The organism is Flavobacterium frigidimaris (assembly GCF_002217275.1).
Taxonomy (GTDB): domain Bacteria; phylum Bacteroidota; class Bacteroidia; order Flavobacteriales; family Flavobacteriaceae; genus Flavobacterium; species Flavobacterium aquidurense.
The window spans coordinates 65,998-82,882 of sequence record NZ_MUGV01000012.1; the positions used below are offsets into that span (position 1 = coordinate 65,998).

General features: G+C 32.2%; 17 protein-coding genes. 3 read left to right on the plus strand and 14 right to left on the minus strand.

The genetic code is table 11. The annotated features are described in order from the left end of the window. Positions 1-7 precede the first annotated feature (7 nt). The 13 genes from B0A65_RS06175 to B0A65_RS06240 all read right to left on the minus strand — a co-directional run bounded on the left by B0A65_RS06175 (position 8) and on the right by B0A65_RS06240 (position 13,473). The gene (locus tag B0A65_RS06175; RefSeq protein WP_074660089.1) at positions 8-1,129 is read right to left on the minus strand and encodes a hypothetical protein; all 1,122 of its coding nucleotides are present in this window, start codon (positions 1,127-1,129) and stop codon (positions 8-10) included. Further along, positions 1,129-1,803, minus strand: a complete 675-nt coding sequence (locus B0A65_RS06180) for a hypothetical protein (RefSeq protein ID WP_074660090.1) — start codon at positions 1,801-1,803, stop codon at positions 1,129-1,131. The genes B0A65_RS06175 and B0A65_RS06180 overlap by 1 nt, the downstream gene beginning before the upstream one ends. 346 nt (positions 1,804-2,149) lie before the next feature. Beyond that, complete coding sequence (gene atpG, locus B0A65_RS06185) at positions 2,150-3,010, minus strand: ATP synthase F1 subunit gamma (RefSeq protein ID WP_074660091.1); 861 nt, start codon at positions 3,008-3,010, stop codon at positions 2,150-2,152. A 91-nt stretch (positions 3,011-3,101) separates the two neighbouring features. Then, entirely contained in the window at positions 3,102-4,679 is a 1,578-nt protein-coding gene (gene atpA / locus B0A65_RS06190; protein WP_074660092.1) for a F0F1 ATP synthase subunit alpha, read from the minus strand. A gap of 38 nt (positions 4,680-4,717) precedes the next feature. Beyond that, entirely contained in the window at positions 4,718-5,251 is a 534-nt protein-coding gene (gene atpH, locus B0A65_RS06195) for an ATP synthase F1 subunit delta (protein ID WP_074660093.1), read from the minus strand. A 4-nt stretch (positions 5,252-5,255) separates the two neighbouring features. Next, complete coding sequence (locus B0A65_RS06200; RefSeq protein ID WP_074660094.1) at positions 5,256-5,756, minus strand: F0F1 ATP synthase subunit B; 501 nt, start codon at positions 5,754-5,756, stop codon at positions 5,256-5,258. 125 nt (positions 5,757-5,881) lie between these two features. Continuing rightward, positions 5,882-6,073, minus strand: a complete 192-nt coding sequence (atpE, locus tag B0A65_RS06205) for an ATP synthase F0 subunit C (protein WP_047774646.1) — start codon at positions 6,071-6,073, stop codon at positions 5,882-5,884. A gap of 97 nt (positions 6,074-6,170) precedes the next feature. Further along, positions 6,171-7,322 carry a F0F1 ATP synthase subunit A gene (atpB, locus tag B0A65_RS06210; RefSeq protein ID WP_074660095.1) on the minus strand — a complete coding sequence of 384 codons (1,152 nt, stop codon included), beginning with the start codon at positions 7,320-7,322 and terminating at the stop codon, positions 6,171-6,173. A gap of 568 nt (positions 7,323-7,890) precedes the next feature. Then, entirely contained in the window at positions 7,891-8,118 is a 228-nt protein-coding gene (locus B0A65_RS06220) for an AtpZ/AtpI family protein (RefSeq protein WP_026982434.1), read from the minus strand. Next, complete coding sequence (locus B0A65_RS06225) at positions 8,084-8,494, minus strand: bactofilin family protein (RefSeq protein ID WP_074660097.1); 411 nt, start codon at positions 8,492-8,494, stop codon at positions 8,084-8,086. The genes B0A65_RS06220 and B0A65_RS06225 overlap by 35 nt, the downstream gene beginning before the upstream one ends. A 3-nt stretch (positions 8,495-8,497) precedes the next feature. Further along, the gene (gene porW, locus B0A65_RS06230; protein WP_074660295.1) at positions 8,498-11,113 is read right to left on the minus strand and encodes a type IX secretion system periplasmic lipoprotein PorW/SprE; all 2,616 of its coding nucleotides are present in this window, start codon (positions 11,111-11,113) and stop codon (positions 8,498-8,500) included. 88 nt (positions 11,114-11,201) lie between these two features. Further along, on the minus strand, positions 11,202-11,897 hold the full coding sequence (locus B0A65_RS06235) for an ABC transporter ATP-binding protein (RefSeq protein ID WP_074660098.1): 696 nt from the start codon (positions 11,895-11,897) through the stop codon (positions 11,202-11,204). A 115-nt stretch (positions 11,898-12,012) separates the two neighbouring features. Continuing rightward, positions 12,013-13,473 carry a DUF5687 family protein gene (locus B0A65_RS06240; protein WP_074660099.1) on the minus strand — a complete coding sequence of 487 codons (1,461 nt, stop codon included), beginning with the start codon at positions 13,471-13,473 and terminating at the stop codon, positions 12,013-12,015. A 128-nt stretch (positions 13,474-13,601) separates the two neighbouring features. On the opposite strand from B0A65_RS06240, the gene B0A65_RS23640 reads away from it, so the two are divergent. From B0A65_RS23640 to B0A65_RS06255, 3 genes are all read left to right on the plus strand, one after another. Continuing rightward, positions 13,602-14,654 (plus strand): ferredoxin--NADP reductase, encoded by a 1,053-nt coding sequence (locus B0A65_RS23640; protein ID WP_074660100.1) that lies wholly within the window; start codon positions 13,602-13,604, stop codon positions 14,652-14,654. A 144-nt stretch (positions 14,655-14,798) separates the two neighbouring features. Further along, positions 14,799-15,107, plus strand: a complete 309-nt coding sequence (locus tag B0A65_RS06250) for a hypothetical protein (protein WP_074660101.1) — start codon at positions 14,799-14,801, stop codon at positions 15,105-15,107. A gap of 236 nt (positions 15,108-15,343) precedes the next feature. Beyond that, positions 15,344-15,742, plus strand: coding sequence for a hypothetical protein (locus B0A65_RS06255; protein ID WP_074660102.1), 399 nt, complete (start codon positions 15,344-15,346; stop codon positions 15,740-15,742). Between the two features lie 84 nt (positions 15,743-15,826). Here B0A65_RS06255 and B0A65_RS06260 read toward each other — a convergent pair whose 3' ends face one another. Then, positions 15,827-16,840 carry a glycosyltransferase family 9 protein gene (locus B0A65_RS06260; protein WP_074660103.1) on the minus strand — a complete coding sequence of 338 codons (1,014 nt, stop codon included), beginning with the start codon at positions 16,838-16,840 and terminating at the stop codon, positions 15,827-15,829. Positions 16,841-16,885 lie beyond the last annotated feature (45 nt).

The following is a 16,885-nucleotide window of genomic DNA, read 5'->3' on the forward strand; positions in this document are numbered from 1 at the left end:
AATTGTTTTAAAAAATATCTCCAAAACCACCGCCAGACATCTTGTCTTCTTTGGTCATTTTGTAATTTGGATTTGTATATTTTGTCGAATCCGGAATTGTGTTGTCGCCTGTTTTAATTTCATCTGCTAATGAATCTAATCTAGAATAAAGCTCATCATTATCAACAGAATATTTAGAAGTCAGGGCATCAATGTCGATTAAGTTTTCAGACGTTCTGGCGATATCCTGAGCAATTGTAGAAGTTACAACCTCTAAAGCATATTCTAATTCCCAGTCTTTTGTAAATAACATTGCGCTTTTTGCACTTTCTGTCGCTTCTTTAGCGTTTCTGGCAAATTCATATTCTTTTTGAAGCATCTTAACTGTTACATCAAAATCAGCAATTTTAATATCAATTGCTGTTCCTGCCAAAGTTAATTTTCGATCCATTTTTCCTAAAACATTGGCACGAACACCATATTTTTGGATGAAACTTTTACTTTGCTCATATTGAGTTGAAACTCTTTGAGAATCACTTAACTTTCTGGCTAATTCACTTTGAAGAGCTACATATTCGTCAGTATCTTTTGCCGCAACACCATTTTGTTTCACCATTTCATCCATCGCAGATTTTAACTTTTCTGACTGGCGTTGTAAACTCAAAACATCTTCCTGAAACTCCTTTGCCTCTTTTTCAGATTTATTCGCTTCGATTTCCATTTCATTTTTAAGACCTTTTAGCTTTGCTTTGGTATTCTTAAAAACTTCACGGTTTTTAATCATTTTTTGTTTTTGTTCTTCTAACTCATTAAAAGGATTACTTTGAATTAATGCTTTATGAATGTTTTTTGTAGCAAAACGAAGTCCTTTCATAATTACAGGAGCCATCATAACCAAAAAAACCAAAAATACACCCGTCGCAGACAAAGCAATTGCCTGGCCAAGCATTGTAAACAATGGCGGAATAATATAAGTCCAGATTAAATAGCCGCCAACTCCTAATAAGCCAAGTGCCAAAGCCAAAAATAATGACTTTTCACCTTTTTTAAGCGCACCTGATTTTAACGCAATTTCTCCTTTAGACTCGTCAAAATGCTTAAGTATTGGTAGTGTCAAAAGAGTGCTTCTTTCTTGTTCGAATTTGTCCATTATAAATATTGATTAATTCCTGTAATTACAGTATTGATTGAGGCTAAGATTTTTTGTTTTGCCAAATTGTTGGCTTCCATTTTTAATTGAATTTCTGAAAGCTGCTCCATATTAACAGGATCAATTTTTTGAAGTTCTATTTTTTTGGCTTCCAATTCTTTTTGAAGTTCAATAATTTTGGCTTCCAAATCAGAAATACTTTTAGACAAATTGTACTTTTCTTTGGTAATTGTATTATCTAAATCGGCTTTTTTTGCTTTGCCAATTGTATCGTATTTGGCATAAACCTTCTCAATTTCGGCAACATAAAAACTACCTTTTTGTAAAAGGAATTCTTTAGTAAGGTCAGATTTAATTGATTTACCCATCGTAAAAGCCATCTGATAACTTTGCGGATTTGTTACGCCAACCGCCATTACAGATTTGTAAAGTTCGAAAAAATCAAAACCAGACTCATTCAATGACTCAAAACCTTTATCGTAAACTTCAAAAATTTCGTTTAAAAAAGGATTGGTCAGCGAGTTTGCAGAAACTGAGTCTGCAACGTGATTCGGAAATTTATTGTCGCTAGCTGGTAAAACAGGTGCTGATGGTGGAGTTGCAGGTGCACCCTCTGAATTATTTGCCTCATCATTAATGAAGAGACTCTTCCAATTGAAACTTTCTTTTGCCATTGTTTTTGGTTAATCTTTTAAAATAACTTTTTGGTTGTCAAATGTTATACGCAGAAAGTGTTAAAAAGTTACTAATTATGAAGCAATAAATATATACTTTTTAGAATTAAAAATGTAACTGTTTTACTATCAACCTACTTTATTCTTGTTAAAATTTAAAAAAAAATAGATCTAACTCCATTTTCCTTTTCAAATTTTTAAATTAACGGATTCAAAATTACTTGACAAAAATTCTTTAATCGTAATTATTCAATTATTTTAACCGGTATTTTCCCGATTTTTTATATTTTGACAAAAAAAAGAGCCAGCTTTAAGCTGGCTCTTTAAATATGTACCTAAGATATTTTTATCCGTTTAAAGCTTCTGCTCCACCAACAATCTCTAAGATTTCGTTAGTAATAGATGCCTGACGTGCTTTATTGTAAGTCAATTTCAATTGGTTTCTTAATTCAGTTGCGTTGTCAGTTGCTTTGTGCATAGCTGTCATACGTGCTCCGTGTTCTGAAGCAAATGAATCACGTATACCTTTGTATAATTGTGTTTTCAATGATTTAGGAATCAAAGTTAACACGATTTCTTCTTTTGAAGGTTCGAAAATATAATCTGCAGCTGAAACTGGTACATCAGATTTAATTGGCGCTAACGGTAAAAACTGCTCTGTCTGAACAATTTGAGTCGCAGCATTTTTAAACTGATTGTAGATCAATTCTATTCTGTCGTAATCACCTGATAAGAATTTTTGAGTCAAATTATCAGCAATTCCAGCAACATTTTCAAAAGTTAAATGATCAAAAATTGCATTATGATGACCGTGAACTTTAAAAGTTTTACTTAGCACATCATTTCCTTTTTTACCGATAGGAAAAACATCAACTTGTTTTCCAGCGTAAAAAGCAGCACGATTCTTAATCTCTTTTATTACGTTAGAATTGAATGCACCACATAAACCTCTGTTTGAAGTTATAGCAACAAGCAATACTTTTTTTACTTCACGTTGTGTTGTGTAGTCTCCTCCAACTTCATCATCAAGTGTAGCTGAAAGATTTTGCAACAATTCCGTTAATTTCTCGGCATAAGGGCGCATCGCAGTGATTGCATCTTGTGCTTTCTTAAGCTTTGCTGCAGAAACCATTTTCATAGCCGATGTAATTTGCATCGTCGATGAAACGGAAGTAATTCTATTACGGATTTCCTTTAAATTTGCCATTTGTCGATTAAAAAATGTGACAATTTGATAATTAGATAATTAGAAAGTTTCCTGAGATATTTTCTAATTATCTAATTAACGAATTATCTAATTAGATATATTTTGCTGAAATTTCTTTTGCTGCTTTTTCGATAACATCAGTAATGTTGTCATCTAACTTACCAGCTTTCAACGCGTTAAGCGTATCTTTATGTTTGCTGTTTAAGTAAGCTAAGAAATCAGCTTCAAATTCTTTTACTTTATTTACTGGTACACTTTTCAATAAGTTTTTAGAACCAGCATAAATAATAGCTACTTGATTTTCAACAGGATAAGGATCATTTAAACCTTGTTTCAAGATTTCAACGTTTCTTCTTCCTTTTTCAATTACGTTTAAAGTAACAGAATCCAAATCAGAACCAAATTTAGCGAAAGCCTCTAATTCACGGAATTGAGCCTGGTCTAATTTTAAAGTTCCAGAAACTTTTTTCATTGATTTAATCTGAGCATTACCTCCAACACGAGATACAGAAATACCTACGTTGATCGCAGGACGAACTCCAGAGTTGAACAAATCTCCATCAAGGAAAATCTGACCATCTGTAATCGAAATTACGTTTGTTGGAATATATGCAGAAACGTCACCAGCTTGAGTTTCGATAATTGGTAAAGCAGTTAATGAACCACCACCTTTTACGATAGACTTGATAGAATCTGGTAAATCGTTCATGTTTTTAGCAATTCCATCATCAGCAATTACTTTACAAGCACGCTCTAATAAACGAGAGTGTAAGTAGAAAACGTCTCCAGGATATGCCTCACGTCCCGGTGGTCTTCTTAATAAAAGAGAAACCTCACGGTAAGCAACAGCTTGTTTAGATAAATCATCATACACAATAAGTGCAGGACGACCTGAATCTCTAAAGTACTCTCCAATTGCAGCACCTGCGAAAGGAGCATAAACTTGCATTGGGGCTGGATCAGAAGCATTAGCTGCAACAATAACTGTGTAAGCCATTGCGCCTTTTTCTTCTAACATTTTAGCGATTCCTGCTACAGTTGAAGCTTTTTGCCCAATTGCAACATATATACAGAATACAGGTTTTCCTGCATCGTAAAATTCTTTTTGATTTAAGATTGTATCGATACAAACAGTTGATTTACCTGTTTGACGGTCACCAATAACAAGCTCACGTTGTCCACGACCAACCGGGATCATAGCATCTACTGCTTTTACTCCTGTTTGTAATGGCTCAGTAACTGGCTGACGGAAGATAACTCCAGGAGCTTTTCTTTCTAACGGCATTTCGTATAAGTCTCCACCAATTGGTCCTTTTCCATCAATTGGAAAACCAAGAGTGTTTACTACACGTCCTACCATTTGCTCACCTACTTTAAGAGAAGCAATACGTTGTGTTCTTTTTGCTGTTGATCCTTCTTTGATTCCAGTTGATGGTCCTAAAAGTACCACACCAACATTGTCTTCTTCAAGGTTCAATACAATAGCTTCAAGTCCGTTTTCAAATTCAACTAACTCACCATATTGTACATTCGATAGCCCGTAAATACGAGCAATACCATCTCCAACTTGAAGTACCGTTCCTACTTCCTCTAGCGTAGCACCAGATTCAAAACCTTCTACTTGCTTTCTTAATATTGCTGAAATTTCAGCAGGTTTGATTTCCGCCATCTTAATTTATAATTTAGACACTTTTATGTGTAATAAAACTAATTACTTAACTCTCTTTTTAATACTTGTAATCTGTTTGCAACAGAAGCGTTGTATTGTTGATCACCTATTCTTAAAATAAATCCTCCAATAATAGATGGATCTACTATATTTTCTATCGTTATTTTTTTATCTGATAAAGTTGAAACTTTTGCTAAAACTTTAGCTTCTAAAGCTGCATCCAATGGGATTGCTGTAGTAACTGTTGCTACTTCAATACCATTACTTTCATCAAATACTTTGCTGTATTCTGCTGCAATTGCATTTAGAATTTCGAATCTTTTGTTTTCGAATAATAAATGAAATAAACCTTTAGTTACACCATTTACATTTGCAAAAACTTCTAAAAGAGCACTTTCTTTAACTTCAACTTTTGTAGTTGGGTTTTGAATAAAAGTACTTAATTCTAAATTGCTTTCAATCGTAGAAGCAATTAACTTCATATCGTTATTGACAGCTTCGGCAACACCTTTAGAGTTTGCTAAGTCTAGAATTGCTTTTGCATAACGAATTGCTGCTCTTGTACTTGCCATAATCTTAGTTTAACTTTACGTCACCTAACATTTTCTCCACTAATTTAGTTTGAGATTCTTTGTTAGATAATTCTTCTTTCAATAATTTTTCAGCGATGCTTAATGATAAAGTTGAAACCTGTGATTTCAATTCAGCCATAGCAGCATTTTTTTCACTTTCGATAGCCGCTTTAGCCTGCTCGATCATTTTTTGACCTTGCGCTTGTGCTTCGTTTTTAGAATCAGCAATCATTTTCTCTTTCATTTCGCGAGCTTCTTTTAACATCGCATCACGTTCTGCACGAGCTTCGTTCAAAATTCTTAAATTGTCAGCCTGAAGATTTTCCATTTCTTTTCTTGCATTTTCTGCAGAAAGTAATGCATCTTTAATACCTTGCTCTCTATCATTTACTGCATCAAGAATTGGTTTCCAAGCGAATTTTTTCAACAAAAGAATTAATCCAACAAATATTAATACTTGCCAGAAGAACAAACCGAACTCAAACTGATTTATTAACTTTTCCATTATAGATAATTATAAATTTTAATTTATGTCTTTTTTAATCGCTTTCCAAAAAGCAATTTTAATGTTTTAATTTTAAAACAATAGTTACAACCAACCGTTGCAACTATTGTTTTTTTGGGTTTTAACTAAGATGCGAATAACGCAGCGAAACCAATACCTTCAATAAGTGCAGCTGCAATAAGCATAGCTGTCTGGATTTTTCCAGAAGCTTCTGGCTGACGAGCAATAGCGTCCATTGCTGAACCACCAATTCTACCGATTCCTAATGCTGCTCCGATTACAATTAATCCAGCTCCAATGATGTTTGGAATTACCATAATAAATATATTAAAAAATTAAACATTCAATTTTGTTGTAGATTTTTGAATCTGGATTTTAGAATAATACCTAAATCCGGGATCTCGAATCTAAGTTTTAATGATGAGCTTCTTCTTCGTGATGATGCTCTTCTACTGCTGAACCAAAATAAAGTGCAGACAGCATTGTAAAAATATAGGCTTGTAAAAATGCTACTAAAATTTCAAGAATAGAAAGCACAAATGATAATCCAAAAGACAAACTGCTTCCAATCCAGCTTTTAAAGATAAACATTAATCCGATGATACTCATTAAAACAATGTGACCAGCGAAGATATTTGCATACAAACGAATCATTAATGAGAATGGCTTGATGAAAACACCTAGCAATTCAATTGGAGCCAAAATAATTCTCATTGGTTTTGGCACGCCTGGCATCCAGAAAATGTGACCCCAGTAATTTTTATTTGCTGTAAGATTTGTAATTAAGAAAGTAATGATTGCTAAAGAGAATGTAATCGTTAAATTACCTGTAGCATTAATTCCTAGTGGTGTTAATCCGAAAATATTTAAAAACAATACAAAGAAAAAGATAGTCAATAAATAACTCATGTATTTTCTATAATGCTTTTCACCAATATTTGGAATTGCAATTTCGTCACGAATGTAAACTACTAATGGTTCGAAAATTCTTCCAACTCCAGAAGCAATACCTCCGTTTTTAGTATAAGATTTTGCCAGGCTAGAAAACAACCATAACATTAATAAAGCTGCTGCAAAAATAGAAACTACTGTTTTAGTAATTGAAAAATCTAAAGGACGAACATTTGTTGGATGTCCCGTTTTTTCATCTTCAGTAATTGTTCCTGTAGCATCTGTTTTGTAGATTTTACCATCATGATGATTAATCACATAATAATTTCCATTTGATTCAGCTACCGCATGACCATGATTAAATTTTGATGAAGAAAACATTTGCAATCCATTATCCCAGATAATAACTGGTAAAGAAAAACCATAATATTTTCCTGTCTCATCATCCTGAGTCAAGGTAAAATCATGAGAATCTAAAACGTGATGATTCACGAAAGCTTTAATTTTAGATTTTACGTCAGTTGGCTCTGCATGATGGCCTTCTGCAGCAGCTTCATGAGCTACTTCAGTTTGAGTATGTGCAGCGTCCTTTTCCGAATTAGCAAAGCTTATTACTGGAAGACATGCTACTAAAGCTACAAGAATAAATCTGAGTGGTCTGTTTGAAATCACCATATCTGTTGAAAATCTGATTTTTTACGTTTCTAAAATTTGGTGCAAAGGTACATTTTTTATTAATATTCAAAAGGATATGAAAAATTATTTTTGAACCTTGTTTTACAGAATCGCTATTTTAACGCTTTTTGTTTAATAATCGGATAGTTAAAAGCGTTTCAAATAACAAAAATAAAATAAATGTTATAAAAAAATTGATTTTTTCAACAGCCATGCCCGGAAGCTTATCTACTAAAATTGGTCTCAAAATAAAATAGAAAAAAAACATTTGAATAAAAGTCCCTCCCATAAAAAGCATTCCAATATTATCAAAATGACTTGTTTTAAACTTTAATAGTATCATGAAAAGAGCAGTTGCAAATACAAAAAAAATAAAATACAACAACTCTATACTATAATGAAAATTTTGATTTGGGATATCAAAAAATATAAAAACTGCTTTGTGCACTATATAGGATGCTAAAGCAAAAAAGAATAAATGTAAAATTGTCTTGTGTTCTTTAAAAAGCATTTTGAATAATTTTATGCAAAGATGCAACATTTATTTAAAGCTCTTTTAAAAGCAAAACTACTTTGTTTTATTGATCTCGTTTACCTGACGAAATACATTATATAAAGCCAGAAAAACACCAACCATAACCAATATCTTATTATAATAGATTTTTGGACTGGGATGATTTTCATCTAACCAGGTTCCTAAATAAGAAAACAAAAAAATAATAACGCCCATTTGAATGGGAATGTTTATAAGTGCTATCCACTTATTCCTTTGATTTTTGTTCGGCTCCTTTTCCATCTTTTAAAGTTACTTCTTTAGAATTAGTTAGCATGGCACAAGTAGCAGTAAATTCAGCTCCTGGTTCTATAGACAGTTTGCCTACAAGTATTTCTCCATGAATATGAGCTGTTGCTTTTATATTAAGGACTTCTAAAACTTTTAGTTTCCCCTGAAATTCTCCTTCAATATCTGCATTGTGGCAAATAATTTCACCTTTTACAATTCCTGAGGGACCGATAACCAGTTTTCCCTGCGAAGTAAAATTCCCTATCAATTCTCCATCTAATCGAAAATCGGCCTTAGAAACAATATCACCTATTATAGAAGTTCCTTCTACTATTCTATTTGTTTTTCCTAAGAGTTCTGTGCCGCTTTTTTTTGCTTTCTCAAACATGGTTTATGGGTTTTTAGGCGCTAAATACACTTCAAGATTTTTTTTGATTTGAATCACTTTGTAATTATCACTTGATATAATAATTGCCGGATGCGTGATTTTGTACTTTTTATCGTCTCTCAAAACTCCCGAAATATCTCTGGCATATGCCTCAGATTTTATTCCATGGATAACTACAAAACTTTCGGTTTTATTGTATTTGTCAACTGAAGTTGTCAATTTTTCGAAGTTCTCTACCTGCAAAAATATTTTAATCGATTCTTCAATTTTCTTGGCTGTTTTAGTATCTCCTTTTGGAATCGCGTAAATAATTTTCCAGTTTTTTCCGTCAACAGCCGTAAAATCAAGCTTTTCTAAACCTGGAATTTGTTTCTCTAAAATTTCACGGGCATTTTTACCTTCTTCACTGTTTGGATAATTATCTGCAACTGTTTCTAAACCTTTTTTATAAGCTGCCAAACCGTTTACTTTTCCTAATGTATTGGCTTTCAGTAATTCATATTTAGAAACAATTTCATCTCCAGCATATTGGTTTATCAAATTATCAATATTCTCTAAAACAACATCAAACTGTTCTTCTTCATATAATTTATACCACTTATTATATTCTTTATCCGGTGATGCCAAATCACTTGTATTGGTGTTATTTAAAAGTTGGGCATATCTCGAAGTTGGATAATTTCCTACAATGTCAGATTTTACCTTTTCTGCTTTAGCCGGATTTGTAATTTGATAAATTTTATACAAATTATACATCGATGGTAAAACCAATTTTTCTTCTGGATTATTTTTTAATAATTGTTCCAGTTTGTCACTGGCTAAATTGTACTCCTTAAATTTTTCTTTATAAATAAGTCCTAATTGGTAATAAGCAAAATTTCGTTCTTTGCCAATACTATCCATGACAACCGGACTAGTTGGAAGTTGTTTTTCGTAAAATGCCGTAGTATACTTTTCGATTACAACAGAATCCTGTAAAGCATTAAGCGAATCCTGACGAATACGCAATGAGTCTTTTAGAACAGGGTTAACGATTGTTTTTGAAGAGGCTAAACGCCAGTTACCGGCTAACGATCTGTTCCCCCACATTTTTCTAAATTGCACTTTTCCGTAAGCAACCGTTGTTGGATTGTAAAAATAGAATGTACTTGCCTGGTCATTTGTTCCCGGAGGATTAAATGCTCCGCCACCAGGCAAATCAGCAGGTACTGGTGCTTGCGGATTTACAGCAGTCGGTACATTTCCGGCTTTTGAGTTACGTTCTACGTTTGCTAATTTCTCCTTTTCTATTTCTTCTGCAATACGTTTTGCATCGTCCTTCTTTTTAAGCTCGGTAATATAATTTTCGAAATAAGATTTTCGTTCTGCTTCTGGTAAACCATAAACCGTTATAATACTGTCATTACGTTTTGCAATTGCTTCGTATTTAATGACATTATCGAGGTTTTTTCGGTTTTTTTCAATAAAAGCAAACTCTCTGCTTTTAGGATCTAATTTTACTAATGTGCTGTCATAATACTTAGCTGCCATAGTATAATCTGTATTTTTAAAATACATATTTCCAATGTTTCTGTAAGTCGAAGCTACCAAATAAGGATCTTTAGACTTTCTTGCTAATGATTTATTATAAAATTCAAGTGCGTTTTCCTGTTCTTTATAGTTATCGAAAAAAACACCCATTTCGTAAAATAGAATATCGTAGTAAGGTCTGTTTTCGCGATCATCCACCAGTTTATTGTACGTTTCAATAAACATATCCTGATTGCCATTTTCATAATCAAACATTTGTGCCTTTTTTGCGTAAGCATGCATCATGTATTTTCGATCTGCTTTACGGTTCATGTCGATTACACCATTATAAAAATAAATCGCGCTGTCTCGTTTACCGATTTCCTGATACATCTGTCCCAAAATAAAACGATAACGTGCTTTGTCTTCGTTTATTCGCGAAAAATCTTCAGCAATTCTAAGTTTCGCTACAGCACTATCTTTTTGTTCTAAATGTAAAAAAGCCTCAGCTAATAATGCATTTGCATCTGAAAATGTCTGCTTATTTAAATCGGTGTTTTTTAATAACAGATTAATATTTTTTACCACAATTGCATCATTTCCTAAGCGCATGTTGGTTTTTTCGCGCCAGATTTTTGCTGTGTAAATATTACTACTGTTTGGATATTTATAAAGGATATAATTGAATGCTTCTAAAGCCGGGATAAAACGCTGATCATAATATCTTGCTTTTCCTAGCATTAAATAGGCTTCATCGATCTGCGAGTTTTTTTCTCTTCCTCCAATATTCATGGAGTGTTTCTGAATGGCCTTTGTTGCTTTTGTTTCGGCTAATTCAAAATCAGGATTTTTAGCTTTTTCGTCTCCGGAATAATTTTCGTCAACCTGCATTTTTTCAATAGGCAACATCTTCCAAAAATTATCCTGATCATTTGCCTGAATAGATTTTAAACCTTTTTCAAGACCAATACCGCCATTGTACAAAATGTTATATTTTGTACTTAAAGCATGGGAATTTCGAGACACAAAAGTGTTTTTTTTGGTAGAGCAAGCTATCAAAAAGAATAAAAACACGAACGGAAAACTATATTTTAGAGTATTCTTTTTCAATAGAAAAGAGTTTAAATCCATTAACTTCTAAAAAGGCTTTTTAGTATAATGACGTGTAAAAATACGCTTCTTTTTGAAATATAGAAACTTAAACAGCAAAAAACGATTCGAGCTCTTGAAGTGTTTCTTTTGAGGTCTGAATATCTTTAACTATTTCTCCTTTATTTAATGCAACAATGCGATCGCAAACCTCTACAGTATGCTGCAAATCATGGCTTGAAACTAAAACGGTAACATCTGGATTGTCTGCCAAATCTTTAATAATCTTTTTTAAACGGCTAACTGTTGTTGGATCTAAATTTGCAAAAGGTTCATCCAAAATTACAACCTCAGGATTACCAATAAGTGTCGCAATTATTCCTACCTTCTTCTGGTTTCCTTTTGATAAGTCGCGAAGGTATTTTTTGTTATTTAAAATCTCTCCATTAAAAAACTCTTCGTGTTGTGCTAACAATGCATCAATATCCGCTTTATTTTGATGACGCAAATCCCCAATAAAATAAAAATATTCCTCTGGAGTCAAATAACCAATAAGGAAACTTTCGTCTAAAAATGAACCTGTAAAAGATTTCCAGTTCTCATTCGTATTTACCTGAATGTTATTGTTCGTAATATGTCCCGTTGAAGGCTGAATTAAATCTAACAACAAACTGAAAAAAGTCGTTTTTCCTGCTCCGTTATTCCCTACTAATCCAAAACTCTGTCCTTTCGGAATTTCGAGATTGTTAATGTTTAAAACCGTTGTTCCGTTATATTTTTTTGAAAGTTGATTTACTTGTATCATTATAAGTGTTGATTTTAGATTGTAGATTTTAGATTAAAAAACCATTCTTTATTTTTTGCTATTTGATTGCAATCAGATGAAAATTATCTAATTATCAAACTGGCGCATTTTCTAATTAATTCTTTTGTTTATAGGCGCTTATTGTACTGTATTTCTCGATTTTGTATCTTTTTTCAATTATAGAAAAAACAGTATTTCTAAACACAAATCCTAAAACTCCCGCTCCAGCAACCAGTAACAATCCAAGTGTTTTATCTCCTAAATAAAGTCCGAGACCGTAAAGGCCTAAAGGCAATAATAGTTTTGGCAAGGTCAATAGCATGGCACTTGCGCTGAATGCTTTTTTATCACCAAAAGCTCCGCTGGCATTGCTCAAATCAATTGGCGTTTTAGTAAATGCGCCTCCAAGTAAAACTAAATGTGAATTAACCCCGATATTATAAATTGCACCAACAACAATCGTCAGGTAAACTTCCCAGCCATAAAAAAGATAAAAAGAGGCCAAGACTGTTGAAATAAAAGTTGCAATTACAATAAGCCACCATTTTGAAGTAATGTAACCTCGATACGGAATATTTTGCGTCATCATTAATTGATAATAAGAACTATCCCAACTTGGTACAAATTGTCCGAAGACAAATAAAAATCCGCCCGAAACAAATATTCCGGCAAAAATATGCATCACTGCCGGCTGATGGGTATTTCCAAAAAATATCAATCCATAGAACAAAAAGAAAAAACTCATAATTAGTGTCGTTTTTGATCTTTTATTTCTTCTGATTAATTTGATATCGTTTTTAAGGAATGTTCCTAAAGTTCCAAATTGATTCAGCCAAACAAGATTTTCAGTTGTTGCGATATCTTCTTTTTTAGAAAGTCCTGCATCTAAGAATAAATTGTTTTTAAAATACTTAAATGTAAATTGATACAATCCAATCAGCGCTAAAACCGGAATTAAAAACAATCCTTTTTGAGCGTATAATCCTTGAAAAAATGGTGCTGTATAAATGGTAATATCAAATAATTTATAATATTGAGCAGCTCCCAAACCAATTGCAATTCCGACAAAAACAACAAATAATTTGTCGATATTAGTTAAGATAATATTTAAAAAATTGTTGATGTATATTAAGGAGAAAATCGCCAAAAGCCACATCAGGATTCCAATAACGTCGTAACCTTCTAATACTAATACAATCGCAAAAGGAACGAAGAAAAGGGCATGAACCCAGTTAAAAAAAGACAATACAGTTTTTCCTAATGAAAAGTGTACAATAGTTGGTTTTTTGAAAGACAAAACCAATAAAGGTTTGATATTTAATACCGGAATTGCCTGCATCAGCAAACGAATTACTAAGTCGAACAAAAAATAATAAATCAAAAATCTATTGACTGTTCGTAAGGGTTCAAGGTTCATTTTTTTTAGTAAATAAAATGCTCCAACGCCGGCCCCAATAAAAAGTAGTGAAAAATAAATCATTAAAAAACCTAACAAAATTTTCATTGCCAGATTTGCTCCAAATGAAGCCGATCTGGTAAAGGCCTTCCATTCGAGATAAATAAACTTTTTAATCATGGTTATTGGTTTTGAGTTTTTGTAGTAAGAGATCAAATGTAAGAAAACGTTACAAAAAAAGTTAAAAATAATAGTTTAGTACCTGTGAATTAATCTCTGTTTGCTACTTTTGCATAAAATATACAATCATGCCTTCATTCTTAAAACTGATAATTAAAGAGGTAAAACGTGAAACTACAGATGCCGTTTCTATTCTTTTTAATGTTCCTGAGGAACTAAAACCAGACTATAAATTTATTGCGGGACAATATATAAATTTAAAACTAACTCTTGATAATCAAGAAATTAGACGTGCTTACTCTATTTGTTCTGCACCAGAAAGCGGTGAATTACGAATTGCTGTTAAAGCAGTTAAAAATGGTTTGTTTTCTCCATTTGCTAATACAAAACTTAAAGCTGGAGATGTTCTTGAAGTAGGTCATCCTGAAGGAAAATTTACTTTTGAACCAGATGCTGAAAGACAAAAAAATTATGCTGCTTTTGTAGCAGGAAGCGGAATTACTCCAGTACTTTCTATCATAAAATCAGTTTTAAAGAGTGAACCAAAGAGTTCATTTGTATTGGTTTACGGAAATAAAACTCCAGATGAAACTATTTTTCACCAGGAATTACACGATTTACAATTAAAATATGTGGGTCGTTTTTTCGTGCACTATGTATTTAGTCAGGCTAAAGCCGAAAATGCATTGTTTGGAAGAATCGAAAAATCAGCAGTGAATTTTGTGTTGAACAACAAACATAAAGAACTTCAATTTGACAAGTTTTACCTTTGTGGACCAGAGGAAATGATCAATACCGTTTCTGGTATTTTGAAAGAGAAAAACGTAAAAGATTCTGCTATTAAGTTTGAACTTTTTACAACTTCAACACAAGAACATGAAATAAAAACTTCGCTTGAAGGACATACAAAAATCACCGTTTTAGTTGATGATGATGAAGTTTCTTTTGAAATGTCTCAAAAACAAACAATTCTGGATGCAGCTTTAAAACAAGGAATTGACGCTCCGTATTCTTGTCAAGGCGGAATTTGCAGCAGCTGTTTAGCTCGTGTAACTTCTGGAACTGCAGAGATGACAAAAAATTCTATTTTAACCGATAAAGAAATTGCTTCAGGATTAATTTTAACCTGTCAGGCACATCCAACATCAGAATCTATTTATGTAGATTATGATGATGTATAAGCGTTAAAATTCTTATATAAAAAATTCCAAATACCAGCTTTAAAATTGGTATTTGGAATTTTTTTTGTCTGATTAGAAATATTTATAATCTTTGTCAATTGGAATTTGGTATTTTTTTTTTGAAATTTTTTAATTTAAATTGTTATGAGATCGGTTCGAGAAATTTTTAAGAATAAGAAACATCTTTTAGAGGAACCTGAAGTTGAAAAACTTATAGAATATTGCGAAGAACTTCAGGATGAAATTGTAGAATTTAAATTTCAGAAAAACGACAATAAAGAACTTGCCATGCTGGATATGCTTAAAGAAGTCATAAAAGGGTGCAATTCTATTGAAAAAGAACAAATGGAACATGAACGATTTGGTTATGAAGCTCCAAATTACGAAGCCACAATTTCAAATCTTAAAAATTATATTTATAGCAGATGTCGGGAAGAAAAAATTTGGTTGTGATAAATTCCAATAAATCTGTTGTAAAAGTTATTCTTTTCTTCACAAGTATAATCCAATCAGCAAAACCCATCTAAACAAAGTGCAGAAAAATAGATATATTTTTAAACATATTTTAAAAAATGTGCTTAAAATTTACTATATTAGTACTTTACTTAAAGCTGATACCTATTTCTTTTTATTAAAAATAGAATTGTAAAGCTAAATCTGATTGTCAACAAGTTTAAAAATTAAATATTATGGCAATGCATCACTATCTTCGACTATCTTTTATATTACTTTTTGTAATAACATCTTTTATCTGTATCTACTTTATAATAAAAAAAAGGAGAAACAGAAAAGTTCCTAAACTACTTTCGCAAGAAAAATATAGTTTGTCAATGAGTGAAAAAATGCAAGAAATACCTGTTTCTAACGGTAGTGTTTTTAATATTTGGCCTTATATAAGTGAATTAAAAGCGGTCAAAATTTTATCGAATAAAGTTAAAGAATCAGAGTTGATACATAAGGTTTACAGAAATTCAACTGAAGATTTTGAGCACATATTATTGGCTACAGAAAAAGAAAATCATTTTGTTAAAGTTGTAGTTGATCGAAACAAAAAGAAACCAATGGGTTATCTTTTTCTTGAGTTATAAGAAAATTAAATTCCATTAAAAAATTCCAAATTCCAACTTTACAATTGGGATTTGGAATTTTTTATTGGAATTTCTTCTAAATATTTATTTTGAAAACTGTTCTTCTATCTTTGCAATTACATCTTTCGGAGAAATACTTCTCATCGCATCCGCATAGCCATCAACAATCTTATTTCCATAAACGGAAGTTGGTAATTTTGGATATTGATTTCTGTCAGAAGTCAATGCATTTTCTAAACTTTGATTGAATGGTAAAAATCCTGCGTATGGATGCGTTGCTCCCCAAAGAGAAACTACTTTTACACCCAACATTGCTGCAATATGTGCGTTTCCTGAATCCATAGAAAGCATTATGTCAAGATTGCTGATCAATTGTAATTCTTGTTGGAATTTGATTCTTCCAGCCATATTGATTACATTTTCAAATGGTTTTGAAAGTGAATCAAGAATTTCAATTTCTTTCTTTCCTCCGCCAAAAAGCAATATTTTATAGTTTGGATTTTGCGCCAAAGTCGAAACAACTTCAGTCATTAAATCTATCGGATACACTTTAGAATCGTATTGTGCAAAAGGCGCAATTCCGATTAATTTTTGATTCTGATTTCCAATAATTTCCAAAATAGCTGCATCTAATTTTGCCTTTTCAGGAAATTCCGGTTGAGATAAATCTAAAGGAAAACCGAGTTTTTCAAACACTTTGTCATGTCTTTCAAACATGGTTGGCAATTGTTTAAAAATCTTATTTTCTGCTCGGGTTAATTCTTTTTTACCTTCTCTTCCTTTGTCAACCGTGGCTCTTTTTTTTCCGCTTAAAGCGAAAAGCAAACTCACAACCTTAGATCTTAAAACATTATGAAGATCTGCAAAAGCATCAATTTTGAACTTTTTAAGATCCCTATATAATCTCAATAGTCCAGGAAAACCTTTGTGTCTTTCTTTTTCATCAAATGCAAAAAACTCAAGATTCGGAATTCCGTCAAAAAAAGGTTTAAAAAAAGGACGGGATATTACGGTTAGTTTTACGTCTGGATACTGTTTTACAAAGGCGCGTAAAACAGGAACCGTCATGGCGACATCTCCCATTGCGGATAGTCTCATGACGGCTATATGCTTAATTTTATTTGACAATTTTTGTATTTTAAA